Annotated in this window: 16 protein-coding genes and 1 tRNA gene; 1 reads left to right on the top strand and 16 read right to left on the bottom strand. The window is 32.6% G+C overall.

The window, feature by feature from the left end; translation table 11 throughout:
- Positions 1-15: 15 nt before the first annotated feature.
- The 3 genes from AC38BG_RS02600 to AC38BG_RS02590 form a co-directional block, all read right to left on the bottom strand.
- A complete protein-coding gene (locus tag AC38BG_RS02600) occupies positions 16-1,062 on the bottom strand; it encodes a MupG family TIM beta-alpha barrel fold protein (protein ID WP_489937613.1) in 1,047 nt (348 codons plus the stop codon).
- Between the two features lie 110 nt (positions 1,063-1,172).
- Entirely contained in the window at positions 1,173-1,796 is a 624-nt protein-coding gene (locus tag AC38BG_RS02595) for a TetR/AcrR family transcriptional regulator (RefSeq protein WP_489937612.1), read from the bottom strand.
- A gap of 151 nt (positions 1,797-1,947) precedes the next feature.
- Positions 1,948-2,190 carry a hypothetical protein gene (locus AC38BG_RS02590; protein WP_489937611.1) on the bottom strand — a complete coding sequence of 81 codons (243 nt, stop codon included), beginning with the start codon at positions 2,188-2,190 and terminating at the stop codon, positions 1,948-1,950.
- A gap of 82 nt (positions 2,191-2,272) precedes the next feature.
- On the opposite strand from AC38BG_RS02590, the gene AC38BG_RS02585 reads away from it, so the two are divergent.
- Complete coding sequence (locus tag AC38BG_RS02585) at positions 2,273-3,664, top strand: C69 family dipeptidase (RefSeq protein ID WP_489937610.1); 1,392 nt, start codon at positions 2,273-2,275, stop codon at positions 3,662-3,664.
- Between the two features lie 31 nt (positions 3,665-3,695).
- Here the strand turns inward: AC38BG_RS02585 and AC38BG_RS02580 are convergent, their stop codons facing one another.
- The 13 genes from AC38BG_RS02580 to AC38BG_RS02520 all read right to left on the bottom strand — a co-directional run bounded on the left by AC38BG_RS02580 (position 3,696) and on the right by AC38BG_RS02520 (position 13,521).
- A complete protein-coding gene (locus tag AC38BG_RS02580; RefSeq protein WP_489937609.1) occupies positions 3,696-4,370 on the bottom strand; it encodes an ABC transporter ATP-binding protein in 675 nt (224 codons plus the stop codon).
- Positions 4,371-4,374: 4 nt separating this feature from the next.
- A complete protein-coding gene (locus AC38BG_RS02575; RefSeq protein ID WP_489937608.1) occupies positions 4,375-5,436 on the bottom strand; it encodes an ABC transporter permease in 1,062 nt (353 codons plus the stop codon).
- A complete protein-coding gene (locus tag AC38BG_RS02570; RefSeq protein ID WP_489937607.1) occupies positions 5,437-5,958 on the bottom strand; it encodes a TetR/AcrR family transcriptional regulator in 522 nt (173 codons plus the stop codon).
- Between the two features lie 100 nt (positions 5,959-6,058).
- Positions 6,059-6,131 (bottom strand) — tRNA-Thr (locus AC38BG_RS02565).
- A 6-nt stretch (positions 6,132-6,137) separates the two neighbouring features.
- A complete protein-coding gene (locus AC38BG_RS02560) occupies positions 6,138-7,214 on the bottom strand; it encodes an acyltransferase (protein WP_489937606.1) in 1,077 nt (358 codons plus the stop codon).
- Between the two features lie 22 nt (positions 7,215-7,236).
- Positions 7,237-7,854, bottom strand: a complete 618-nt coding sequence (locus AC38BG_RS02555; protein WP_489937605.1) for a glycerol-3-phosphate acyltransferase — start codon at positions 7,852-7,854, stop codon at positions 7,237-7,239.
- A complete protein-coding gene (locus tag AC38BG_RS02550) occupies positions 7,854-8,981 on the bottom strand; it encodes an LCP family glycopolymer transferase (RefSeq protein ID WP_489937604.1) in 1,128 nt (375 codons plus the stop codon). Before AC38BG_RS02550 ends, AC38BG_RS02555 begins: the two co-directional genes overlap by 1 nt.
- A gap of 88 nt (positions 8,982-9,069) precedes the next feature.
- On the bottom strand, positions 9,070-9,738 hold the full coding sequence (locus tag AC38BG_RS02545; protein WP_489937603.1) for a DUF4867 family protein: 669 nt from the start codon (positions 9,736-9,738) through the stop codon (positions 9,070-9,072).
- A 2-nt stretch (positions 9,739-9,740) separates the two neighbouring features.
- A complete protein-coding gene (gene lacB / locus AC38BG_RS02540; RefSeq protein WP_489937602.1) occupies positions 9,741-10,316 on the bottom strand; it encodes a galactose-6-phosphate isomerase subunit LacB in 576 nt (191 codons plus the stop codon).
- Positions 10,317-10,331: 15 nt separating this feature from the next.
- A complete protein-coding gene (gene lacA, locus AC38BG_RS02535; protein ID WP_489937601.1) occupies positions 10,332-10,760 on the bottom strand; it encodes a galactose-6-phosphate isomerase subunit LacA in 429 nt (142 codons plus the stop codon).
- Positions 10,757-11,539, bottom strand: coding sequence for a DeoR/GlpR family DNA-binding transcription regulator (locus AC38BG_RS02530; protein ID WP_489937600.1), 783 nt, complete (start codon positions 11,537-11,539; stop codon positions 10,757-10,759). The genes lacA and AC38BG_RS02530 overlap by 4 nt, the downstream gene beginning before the upstream one ends.
- 169 nt (positions 11,540-11,708) lie before the next feature.
- Entirely contained in the window at positions 11,709-12,590 is an 882-nt protein-coding gene (locus AC38BG_RS02525) for an aldose 1-epimerase family protein (RefSeq protein ID WP_489937599.1), read from the bottom strand.
- 238 nt (positions 12,591-12,828) lie between these two features.
- Positions 12,829-13,521 carry a 2,3-diphosphoglycerate-dependent phosphoglycerate mutase gene (locus tag AC38BG_RS02520; protein WP_489937598.1) on the bottom strand — a complete coding sequence of 231 codons (693 nt, stop codon included), beginning with the start codon at positions 13,519-13,521 and terminating at the stop codon, positions 12,829-12,831.
- Positions 13,522-13,564 lie beyond the last annotated feature (43 nt).

Genomic DNA, 13,564 nt, shown 5'->3' with positions numbered 1-13,564 from the left:
GCGTATGTATACCAATCAATCAATTTGTAGTTGAAATTTGACCGCTTGACCGCTATCAATTGACTTCACTAAAGCCAAATCATCTTTAATAACTTGCCCAATTACATTAATTTTTGCATCAGCTGGAAGCTCTCTTTTACAAATTTCTAACTCTCCTGCATATCTTAAATAATTTTTATTATCTACAGTAATTGTTCCTAAATGCCTTTTCAGCATTTCACTAGGTTGCGCATCAAATAGCTGCAGGATTCGACCTTCTTTTAATCTAACTACATCACGGGCAACATCTAATCTTTGATGCCAAGTATGTTTTATTAATTGCTCAGGTGCTTTATTGACATGTAATAAAATTGTCTTGTCTCTAAAATAACTATTAAATTGATCAATGCTGGCACTTGATAATGAGGTATCTCCTACATAAATTTTTTTAACACCTAAATTTTTTAAATCAATAAATGCAGCTAATGGGTTTATATTACGATGTCGTTCAAGTGTTGGCAATCCTTCAAATAATGGGCCTCTTTTTTCACCATCGCCTGGGATAAAAGCCATAGTTTTGATTCCTGCCTCATCAAAAATCTTATTTTTATTCACGAACCATTTAGTTTCTAAACCAGTTTCTGGTCGGGGGTAATAATTACTCCACGCTTGTAAGTTATCAAAATTTGCTTGCTCTTGCCTTAAAACAATTAGGTCTTGTTCTTGCAAAGTACTTGCATTTAATGCAATTAACATTTTTTGAGATAATTTTGCGGCATTTTCCATTGATACCCCATCATCTAAACGTAGACCATTTAATTTCAAAGAACTTATTTGGTCATAATTAGTCAGATCTATTCCATATTTGGTTAATGATTTTTGAGAAACATCTGCCACGACAGCCAGATCCAGGTTATGACACCACTCAACTAAAGTTTGCAGGTTTTCCATCACATGATCAGAATATTCTGGAACATTTAATGAAGTAAATACTCCTGTAAAGCCGCTATTGCGCATTGCTAATAAATAATTATGCGTTTTTGATGACAATGGGTTATTTAAATATACAGAAAATCCAAACATTTTCACACCTCATAAATTTATATTCAAATTAAGTCTATGCCTTTTCAATCAAAAGCACAAAAAAATCGAGTACTCAGACTCGACTAAAATTATATTTTTTAATTTATTAATTAAGCCAAACGATCCTTCAATGAAGCATTTTGATCTTCTGCAAACATTGAGTTGTTTTCTGCTTCGCTGAGGTGATCATTCAAGATAGCATCGTGAATTTGAGCATTTAATACATTCACAACTTGATCTTGGCTGAACTTAGCAATATTGTTCATTAACAATGCTGAAATACCAGTTGCTGAAATCCAGTTTGCAATTACAATATGTTCCATACGAGTTCTTGTAAAAGTTTGACCAGGATATTCTTCACCAAATTTTTCAAGGCCTAATTCTAACAGTGTGTCTGCGATAATTTTACTACCAAATTTACCATCTACAAACATTGCTCTAAATACGCCAGTATGACTTTGAGCAAAATTAATATATGATAAATCTAAATCAATCAATGGTTTGCCAGTATATGATTCTTCTTTAATATGTTGCTTCAATTCATCAGCAATCATAATCAAAACTTGCTCACGCAAGTCATTCATATTTGCAAACTCTAAATAAATAGGTTGTGTTGAAAAACGTCCTGTCTTTGCAATACTTCTTGCAGTTAGACCTTCAACACCAGTTTTTATAGCCATTTTATAGGCTGTTTCTAAAATTTTATCTCTTGTAATTTCCTTTTTACGTGCCATAGTTTCTCCACCCTCTTAAATTCGAAAGCAACTTAAAAGAAGTGACTTTCAAAATAAAAAAGACACCTGTTATTTCTATACGTATATATAATACATCAATTAAATAACAGATGCAAAGAATTATTATTTCTTAATAAAATATTTTTGCTTTTTACAATCGATTAAACAAGCGTGATCCATCATCACCAGTAAATTGATCATAATGTGTAGAAACCATTTCCATAACTTCTTGTTTATCTAAGCCTTGAGATGCTGCATAAGCAAAAAAAGCTGCCGACAAAATATACCCACGCTCACGATTATCTGTTAAATTATCAGAAAACTTCATATTAATTGAATGATCTTCATAATCAGTAGTTATTTCAATTGATTTATTTTCAGGTTTTTCTGCCATAATTATCCTCTTTTATTGTTAAATTTCTAAGAAAACGTTTATTATAGTTATTATATTACAGTTGGAAGGATAGTGCATTATAATGACAAATACTCGATCTTCATGTACTTCTATTTTAGTGGGCAAAAAAGCTTCAATTGATGGAAGTGTAATGATTGGACGCAATGAAGACTCTAAAACCGCTTGGCCTAAACACCTTATGTTTTATAAGGCTAGAACATATGATGAAGACATCTTTTTTGAATCAAAAGATAACAAATTTAAAATTAAATTACCTAAAACTAGTTATCAATATTCAGCAACCCCTGAATGGACCGATCGATATGGAATTTTTGCAGAAGATGGAATCAATGAATATGGAGTAGGCATGAGTGCTACCGAAAGTGCCTATGCTAACTCCCGAGTACTAGCAGCAGATCCATTTAATACTGCATCAGGAATTTTAGAAGAAGCTATGGTAACTGTAGTGTTGCCTTATGTTAAAACTGCTCGAGAAGGTGTTGAATTATTAGGAAAAATTGTCCAAGACCATGGTGCAGCAGAAGCAGATGGAATTTTATTTGCAGATAAAAATGAAGCCTGGTATTTAGAGATTGGATCTGGACATCATTATGTTGCAATGAAAATTCCTGATGACAGTTATGCAGTAGTTGCAAATCAATTAGCAATTCAAAAAGTTGATTTTTCAGATAAAAACAATTTTATTACTTCACCTAACTTACAAGATTTTGTCTATCAAAATAATCTCTGGAATAAAAATAAACCATTTATTTGGCGCGATATTTTTGGAACTCATGATGTTAGTGACCTAACTTATAACACTCCTCGTGTATGGAGCGGGCAAAGGCTACTCAGTCCATCTATTAAACAAGATATTCAATCGTTTACTTTACCATTTATTCAAAAGCCTGATAATCCAATTGCACCACAAGATGCACAACGCGTATTAAGTGATCATTATCAACATACTGAATATGATTTAGCTAATCCTAAAAATCAGGCTAAATATCGTCCTATCTCAATTGCTACAACTCAAGAATCTCACTTATTGCAATTAGGTGACACTAACACACATTGGTTAGCAATGGGAATTGCAGCCCAAAGTGTGTATGTTCCATTTTATCCACAAGGAACTCAAGTTCCAAGCAAGTGGACTAAAGGAAGATCTGAATATAATAGCAATAGTGCGTATTGGACTTTTAAGTTAGCAAGTAACTTAGTTGATCGCAATTGGTCAAAATATGGTAGTTTTTTAATTGAAACTCAAAAACAAACTGATCAAGATCTAATGCAGATTAGATATCATTATGATGAGTTAATCGCAAAAAGTAAAAACAAGACAAAGCTATACGATGAAGCAAATATCAAAATGGCTCATCTAGCAATACGTAATTTTGATAAATTAATTTCAAAATTAGTTACTTTGCAAACTGCCGATTCACCTTTAATGTTCAAAATAGACCCTAACCTATAACAAAAGCGCCACAAGGCGCTTTTGTTTGCAGTTATTTTCTTTGAGTTAATCTACCATCCATCATGTCATAAATATGATCAGCATATTTTTCAAGACGTGGATCGTGAGTAACTAATATAATTGCCTTATTATTTTCTCTAGCTAAATTATGAAATAATTGACCTACTTCATCAACATTTGCACTATCTAATGCTGCAGTTGGCTCATCAGCTAAAATAATTTCAGGATTTTTATATAAAGCTAGTGCAATTGCAACACGCTGTTGCTGTCCACCAGATAATTCTGAAGGATATTTGTTAACTAGTTTTTCAATTCCTAATTCTTTAAAGATTTGGGCCAATTTTTCATGACTTAAATTTCCATTTGGTTTAACTTTATCAAATAATTTAAATTGTTCTTTGACAGTTAAATATGGAACTAAGTTATATGCTTGCAAGATAAAGCTAAGTTTATTAAGCCGCATTTTATCTCTTTTACTCTCACTCATCCCTACAATATCATTGGAATCAATAAAGATGTGGCCGCTAGTTGCTTTTTGCAAAGAGCCTGTAATTGTCAAAAAAGTACTTTTACCAGCTCCAGAAGGTCCCATAATTAAGATAACTTCACCTTTATCTGCTTTAAAGTTGATTCCTTTTAAAGCTTCAACTTTAGCAATTCCTTTTCCATAAACTTTTGTAACATTTTGTAATTCAATTACCGACATTTTTCTAGCCCCCAATCGCTTGTGCTGGATCAACTTTTAAGATTTGTCTAATTGGGATCAAACTACCAATTATACCCATCAAGATCATTCCAACTACACCACTAATCATAATCACTGGTGTAAAGTTCATAGGAACCTTGTTACCTAACGCTATCGAAAAGATTGCCATTACTAATAACCCTAATAGTGAACCGATCGTTACTAAAATGACTGATTGTGCGATTGTAGCACCAACTAGTGTCTTGCTTGGAATACCTTGTGCACGCATTACTGCAAAGTTTTGCATTTTTTGCATAGTTAAGATGTACAAAAATACCGCAATAACAATCAATGAAATCACAAACAAAAATCCAATCATCATTTCAAAAGTCATGTTTTGTGCAGTGTATCCAGGTAATTTGTCAATAAAGGTTTTTACATTATATGTTTTTAGGTTCTTAGTTTTAACATCTAATTTTCTTTGAGAAATGATTCCTGAAGCATAGATATTTGGAGCACCCATTTTTAGAGTTTTCCAAGTTGCCATTGAACCATAAACAATAGGAGCAATATTGATCTTAGCATTTTGAACAAAACCAACAATCTTATATTTATCAGTTGATCCATTTAGCGTGATTTTATCACCTAATTTGTAGCCTTTTTGCTTGAAGCTTTCATCAACTGTTACTTGATGGTTATTATCTGCTTTATGTCCAGAAACAATTTGTTCAGTTTTATAAATGTATTGATCTTTATCAAGTCCAATAAATTGTGCCGACATGGTTGGTCTATCTTTGCTTTTTGCAACTAAACCAGCTAGGCCAACATAAGCATCTTTATTATCTAATTTGATTTTATTAACATCGTCTTTAGTCAGTATTGATTGGCTCAAAGAAACATTAGCATTTTTATTCAATACAACTGATTGAGTGTGCCATGCATTCTCTACGGCTTGAGTATTTTCATCTGATAATCCTAAAGCTAATGATGATAACATGAAGATTAAATAACTAATCAAGAAAATCATAAAAATAATCAATCCATAACGCATTTTTTCGCGTTGAATTTCTTTTATTGCTAAAAACACTTAACTCATTCCCTTTCCTATTAACTCTAAGCTGTGCTTGAACCTGATTAAGATCTTTCCTTTTTTGTCAGGATAAAGCATCAGTAACTTAATTGCTTCATGACTTAAAACCATTGCACTCCATATCGCTGGTGAATCAATTACGGGATATGATTTGTTAGGATCTGAACTGAGTAATGCCTCATTTTGTGTGATCTGCAATTTTATCAGATCAAAATAGCGGCTATTTTCAGTTTTATCCATAAAATCTATAACCATTTGATAAAATTTATCTCCATCAAATTGCATCGACGGACGTAAACCCAAATGGATGTCTCTCATCGCGGTTCCATACAAATATTTATACGCATCAGTCAAATCATCGAAATATTTATAAAACGCACCACGAGCAATATCTGCATCCTTAACAATTCTTGCAACTTGCGCATCTGCTAAAGAATGATTACTAAACTCGGTCAAAAGAGCTTGTGTTACACGTGCTTTCTTTGCTTGTGACAAGTTTTTGAAAGTAGCTTTAACCATAATTTACACTCCTTTTTTAGGTGACACAATGTCACTTAACGATTAAATAATATAACCTGCACTCATTTATGTCAATATTTTTGTACTAGACAGATTATTAAGCTGCTTGCTGGATTTGAACCAGCGACCTCCTCCTTACCACGGCGGCGCTCTACCTCCTGAGCTAAAGCAGCATCGGTTTATTCAATATGTGTTTTAAACCATGGTATCTGATGAATTAACAATGCAATTAACACAGATATTATAAATATTACTATAGAAACAACTGGAACTGTAAATATCGGTTTCAAAATAAACATATTCAAATGCAAATAATCTACAAATATGTGTAATATCAACACATGAACTAGATAAATTCCAAATACCAAATTAGAAATTCCAATCAAATTATGGTGATTTTTAGCAGTCATATTTTTCCCTAATTCTTTGAAAAATATAAATACAGCAATTGTAATTATTGCAACATTAATTGATAAATAATCATATGACATTCCTGTAGCTTGATGCAATGCCCTGCTAATTAATCCTGCAGAAACAAAAGTATATATTAGTCCCATGAACCCCAAGCAATATATCCATATCCGTGTTTTCTTATTTATCTTTAGTTGAGACAAGTAATAACCACCTACGAAATAACCTGTAAAGCCGCCAACATAAGAAAAATATAGATTTTTATTTAACAAATACATATTATATGCAATAAAGTTCACTCCTGCAGGTAATACTTTTTGCAAAGTTAATAAAGTATGAATAATCGTTGGAATAATAGCTGTAAAAATCAATGCAAGTATCAAAAAATACTTCATTGCCTTTTGATTAGTAGTTAATAACCTCAATAATGGCACAATTAAATATAGAGCAACTATCATTGGCAAAAACCACATATGATAATGACCATGAATTAACGTACCAACATAATAGCTAACACTAGTATGGTTAGGGTTTACGATATGGTCATAAATTGCATAAATAATTGACCAAAAAATAAATGCAGTTATAATTCGTTTGATATTTTTATGAAATAATTTATGTCTACTAACTGGAAAATCAGGATTTAAAAACAAAGCCCCTGAAATCATCACAAAGACAGGTACACTCCAGCGAGAAACCGCATCCCAAAAATTCAAACTCCACCAAGATACTGTATTAATGTTTGTTTGGTACCACTCTTTTCCAGATGAAACATGAATCAATACAATAAAAAACATTGATATTACTCTTAATAAATCCAGATATACAACTCTTTGTCTTTTCATAACATTTCCTCAGAATTTATATTCATTTTTTTAAACCTAGTTTTTTCTTAATCGAAAGTAAAATATCAACTTTTTTAGCCTTTTTATGAGCTAAAGCTGCGATATCTTTTCTAAATTTAAATGCCATAATTAAAAAACCAATTATCACACAAGTTCCAATAGCTAAATTGCACTGGCTAAACTCATATAAACTAGATAATAAAGTAAAGACCAAAGGGGCTATAGTTAAATTCTGAGTAATAATCAAAATTGCTAAAGCAATTAATAAAACAATTAATCCTACTTTCCAATTAAGCATCACAACCCATAATGCCGCTACAGCTACGCCTTTGCCACCTTTGAAATGGTTCAAAATAGGGAAACAATGTCCTAACATTAATCCAAGTCCACAATATGCAATTGCTAATCTTGTCTTAAATAAATAAATGACTAATAAAAATGCTAATAACGACTTTAATAAATCACCTATTAATGTCATTATGCCCCATTTTTTGCCAAAAACTGCTCCCATGTTAGCGGTTCCTGGATTACCTGATCCTACTACAGTAGGATCTCTATGTAATACTAGTCTACCAATTATTAGTGCAGTAAGGATATTGCCAAAACAATAGCCTATCAATAAAGACCATACTTCATGCATTAATTATCACTTCCTAAATCATCAGAATTATCTGGCTGATAATCATAAATCTTATAGTCCTGAGCTTGATTTTGGTTAAATTTAAATCCAGCTTTAGCGTTACGAGTATTTTGATAAGTTTCATTATTTTCAATAGTTTCTTCATCAAGTCCTAATTGATCGCGCACAATATCAGATGCCCTTTGCAATTCTCTAGTTGATATTACTTGATAAGCTGCTTGATTAATTGTAGCGTTGCTACCATGCAAATAATCACTTTGAGAATTTTGGGCACAGCTACGATAGTTTCTAACTATGGAAACTAAACTATTAAATGGGATATTGGTACGGATATTTTTAGACATGGAATTCAAAATTGATTCTAAATTCACTAATGTCTTAACTCCCGCAGCATGTTCAACTAGTGAAACAATCACTTGACGCTGCCTTTGCTGTCTCCCATAGTCGCCTTGAGGGTCTTGGTATCGCATTCTTGAATAAGCTAATGCCTTTTCACCATTTAGATGAGTTTTTTTACCTTTAGTAAATTTATATCCTTCAAAAGTAAATGATAATGTTGGCTTCACTTCAACCCCACCAACTCCATTAACCATTCGAGTCAAACCACCCATATTGATCACTGCATAATATTTGATTGGTACATTTAACAAATTAGACACTGTATTCATTGCAGTTTTAGCGCCACCAATAGGATATGCAGAATTTATTTTAGCAACTTTGAATTCTTTAGTTCCCATGATTTGAGCCATTGTATCACGTGGAATTGACATCAGAGTGTATTTTTTCTCACTGGGATTTACTATAGCTAAAATCATAGTATCAGTATTTCCACGAACTTCATGACGATCTAATGCTCCAGTATCTGTCCCCATCAGCAATACTCCGAATCTATTTTTTCCATTAAATTCGCCATTGCCTACTTGAACTGCATTATTTGGGTCATAAGTTTTATTAATTGCACTACGAGTTCTGAAATATACATATCCTGCATAGCACGCACCTACCAAAACTACTACACCAATAATTGATACAATCCAGCGCAAAATAGTTCTTCCAGTTGAAGTTGATTTTCCATATTCAGATTCATGTTCTTCAACACGACTTTTTTCTGGGTGTTTATTATTCATTTCTTAATCCTTATTCATACATATCCTGATTCATTATAGCAAAAAAATAACCATTCACATCAACCAATATGAATAGTTATTTATTACTTTATAAAGGATTAACCTTAATTACTTTACCTTCTAGTGCAACTTGATAACCCAAATCTATCTTATCCTTTCTTACTGGATGAACAACTTGGAATTTGCCCTTTTTCACCACTCGAGGATTATTAGTATGAAATCCCTCTGGCAATTTATCATTTGTGCCACTAACTACCATGACAATAACTTTATAACCTGATTTATATACTTCAAGAGGGGTGTAGTGAAGCGTATCGTTATAAAGTTCAATTACAGTATTTTTCGGCACATAAAACATTTTGGCATCAACATTAGGATCAATCGTTCCAAATTGCTCCAATCTTTGTCTTTTAGCCAAAACCATAATGACATCATCTACCATAATATTAACTTCTGAAGATTGATGATATTCAAATGCAGTAAATTCTACGCTATGCCCTATCGTTGCGCCAACAGATACTGGCATCCCTGCAAACAAATCTCTAGCAATACTTTGAATTGTTGGATCTTTTGTAAGTTCTGGGATGTTTTCAATATATCTTGTACCTGCTGGATTAGCATGTTTAGCCATTATTTTGCTAATGGAATCCAAATCATAATTTGAATATATCACGCCATATTGGGCAAAGCTTGGATCTGTGACGGGAATGATTTTATAGTTGGGATTAATTTTTTGAAAGTCTTTAATATTCGACATAATTAATCGTGATATACTCCTTGAGCCCACTTTTTATTTTCTTCATCAAAGAAATGTTCATTATCTTTTTGGTCTGGATTTGGTTTAGCAATATGATCAATCATATCGATTAATTTCTTATTTTCATCAGTTGGTTCATATTTAGTATTTAAGAAAGTATCGATAATATCGAAAATAAAATCACGTCCTAAAACAATTCCACCAAAACCTAAGATATTTGCGTTTAATTCTTTTCTTGCATATGCAGCTTGGGTTGCATCACCAACCATAGCTGCACGAACGCCAGTATTTTTATCTGCGGCAGTTGAAATACCAATACCAGTACCACATAATACAACTCCGTAGTCGGCACGCCCATCTGCAACATCTTCTGCTACACGTTTACCATACATTGGGTAGTGAGTTCTAGTAAAGTCATGTGTTCCTTCATCAATTACTTGATAGCCATTAGCTTTCAAATAATCTGAGATTTTCATTTTAACATCAGTAACAATATGGTCATTACCAAGAGCAATTACAGTATGCTTATCAATTTTTGGATCAACATATTCAGGTTGTGGACGATCATTATCAAACATTTTTCAAATTCCTCCTTAAATCATTTTCTCTAACATATCAAGACGAACTTGGTGACGTCCTGCAGCATATTCAGTATCTAAATAGTGTTGCACAATTGAAAGTGCTAATTTTTCACCAACAATGCCACTACCTAATGCAATTGCTTTTGCACCATTATGCATAGCGGTCATATGAGCAGTTCTTTCTTCATTAACATTAGCTGTAACCATGCCCTTAACTTTATTTGAAGCCATAGCACTACCTACACCATATTCATCAATCATGATGGCCTTTTTAATTCCATTTTCCAATACTTCATGGGTTACTGCTAGACTTGATTCAATAAAGTCTGCTGCAGGTTCTTCAGTTACATCTAATACTTCATAACCATTATTTAACAAATATTCTTTGATGGTTTCTTTTAATCCAAATCCATCTTTATCGCTACCAATAACTACTTTCATTTTTCTTTCCTTTCACGTAAACTATTGCGACGTATCTTCGTTATTTGACTATAATGACTCAACATATCAGAAGCTATATCATGATTAGTAATTAATTCATCAACGTCATACAAGTTATAAAACTCATAAAAATCATTACGTCCCAGCTTATTCAAATCCGCTACAACATATTTTTTCATTGAACGATTTAAAGCAATTCCTTGTGTTCGTCCTTCTTCCATATTGGAAGTCATCATCGCTGCATTTGAGATACCATTGACACCAACAAACCCTCTATCATATTTCATTGACTCTAGCATTGAATTAGCTAATGACCCGATAAATGCGCCACTGCGTCTACGATAATTGCCACCAATTAAGATTAATTCATAATTTCGAGGATTTTCTCTTGCTGCATCAAAAACTGGCAAAGAATTAGTTACTATTCTTAAATTCTCTCTATGTAATTTAGCCACCATAAATTCGAGCGTAGTACCTGGTCCTACATAAATTGTTTCACCATCATGTACTAAACTTGCAGCGTATGTGGCAACTTCTTGCTTTTCAACAATATGAATTTCTCTTTTTTGATGAAAGTTCATTTCTGCAGCTTCATGCTGAGAAATTGCTTGAGCTCCACCATGAACACGCATCAATTTTCCTGTTGCATCTAATTCGTCTAAATCACGACGAATTGTCATCTCAGACACACCAATTTCTTTTGCTAGATTGGATACTGTAACAATGCTTTGGTCTGCTACCATTGCCATAATTTTCTGCAATCGCTCTCTTTTTAACATTTCCTCACCTCATTATCTGCTTGTTATTATTTGTTTGTCGCAAGTAAAATATAACATTATCAAACATTTTTTGCAATAACTTAACTAAAATTTGCATAAAAAAATAGCCTTAATTCTTTTATTACAAGCAAATAAAGCTATTTCATCAAAATAAACAAATTATTTCATTTTATTTAAATTTCAATGCAACATTGAACTCTTTTTTATCGCCAGCAGCTAAATGATTGTTAGCTTCTTTTTCTTTCCAGTCTGTTGGATGATCGAACTTAATATCCGGTAATCCTGCAAACGGCTCAATACATAAAAATTTAGCATCAGTATTTTCCATTGTCCATAAAGTCACATATGGAAAATCATCTAATTGAAGATCAACTGAGTGTTCTGACTTTGAACTTTCTAATTTAACACTTCGAATACCTTGATTTGAAATAATAATTAAACCATCATCAAAATTGCGATGATTTAAAGGCAAAATTCCATCTTTAGCACCTTGTACTGGAATTTGTTTACCATCTCTGAATGGTACAGGGTTAATTTCAAATTGTTTTAATTCTGATTGTTTAGGATCAAAAACTAATTGATAATCACTAAAACTCAATTCATCCCCATCAATTGGCACGTTGAATCCTGGATGAAATCCTAATGCAAAAGGCATCTCATTCAAAGAATTATTTTTAACACTAAATTTGACTAACAAATTACTCTCTTGCAGCACATATGAAACACTCAATTCGAACTTAAATGGAAATTTTTGAATTGTTTCTTCATTTTCCATTAAAGTTAAAGTTACACGATCATCGCCTTTATCTACGACAGTCCAAGGATAGTCACGAGCAAAACCATGTTGTGGCATTTCAAATTTGCGTCCATCTAAAATATAATGATCTTCATTTGAGCGACCAATCGCTGGAAATAAAATTGGTGCATGACGTTTCCATTCGGTTCCATTCCATAAGTAATCAAACTTACCATTTTGGTCAATAATATGAGTTAATTGCGCTCCATTTTCATCAACATCAACTTGTAGTTGTGAATTTTTAATTGTTAACATTTGTTATCCCTCTTTTCATTTATTAACTTACTTCTCTATTCTTAATATCCTTATAAATATTCTTTTTATAATGAGTCCATCATCAATATTATATGTAAGCATTTTCAAAGATTCAACATCTCAGCTGAATTTTTTTGTGAACTTCTGTTTTACCACACATTCATATTTTACGGGATATTATCCATTCATGCCAAATTTTTTATAAAAAAAACAGCCTCTTGGCTGTTTAATTTATAAATTATTTTTGTAACTTAGTCTTGTCAACAACATTCAACTTGTCATCAAATGTGTAAACAACAGGTTCACCAGTAACCATTTCTAAGTTCATAATGTCTTCATCAGAAATTTGTTCAATATATTTAGATAAAGCACGTAATGAGTTACCATGAGCTGCAACAATAACATTCTTACCTTCTAGTAAGTCAGGTGCAATATGATCTTCCCAAAATGGCATTACACGATCTAAAGTAACCTTTAAGTTTTCTGCACGTGGGATAATATGTGGATCTAGATCTGCGTAACGACGGTCATGTGCTTGACTAAACTCAGAATCATCTTCAATTGCTGGAGGTAATACATCGTATGAACGACGCCAAATATGAACTTGTTCATCACCATATTTTTCTGCAGTATCTTTTTTGTTTAAACCTTGTAATGCGCCATAGTGACGTTCATTTAATCTCCAAGATTTAAGTTCAGGAATCCATAATTGGTCGCTTTCTTCCAAAGCATAGTGCAAAGTCTTAATTGCACGAGTCAATACTGAAGTATAAGCTTGATCAAATTCCAAGTTAGCGCGCTTAATACGACGGCCAGCTTCTTTAGCTTCTTCAACACCTTTTTCAGACAAATCAACATCTACCCAACCTGTGAATAGGTTAGATAAATTCCATTCACTTTGTCCATGACGAATTAGTACTAATTTTGACATGAATAATAGTCTCCTTTAAGAAATTCATATTTTACTTAACCAT

This window comes from Lactobacillus sp. M44 (assembly GCF_058130005.1).
The sequence above is the reverse complement of the archived record's forward strand: the minus strand, read 5'-3'. Positions and strand labels throughout refer to the sequence as shown.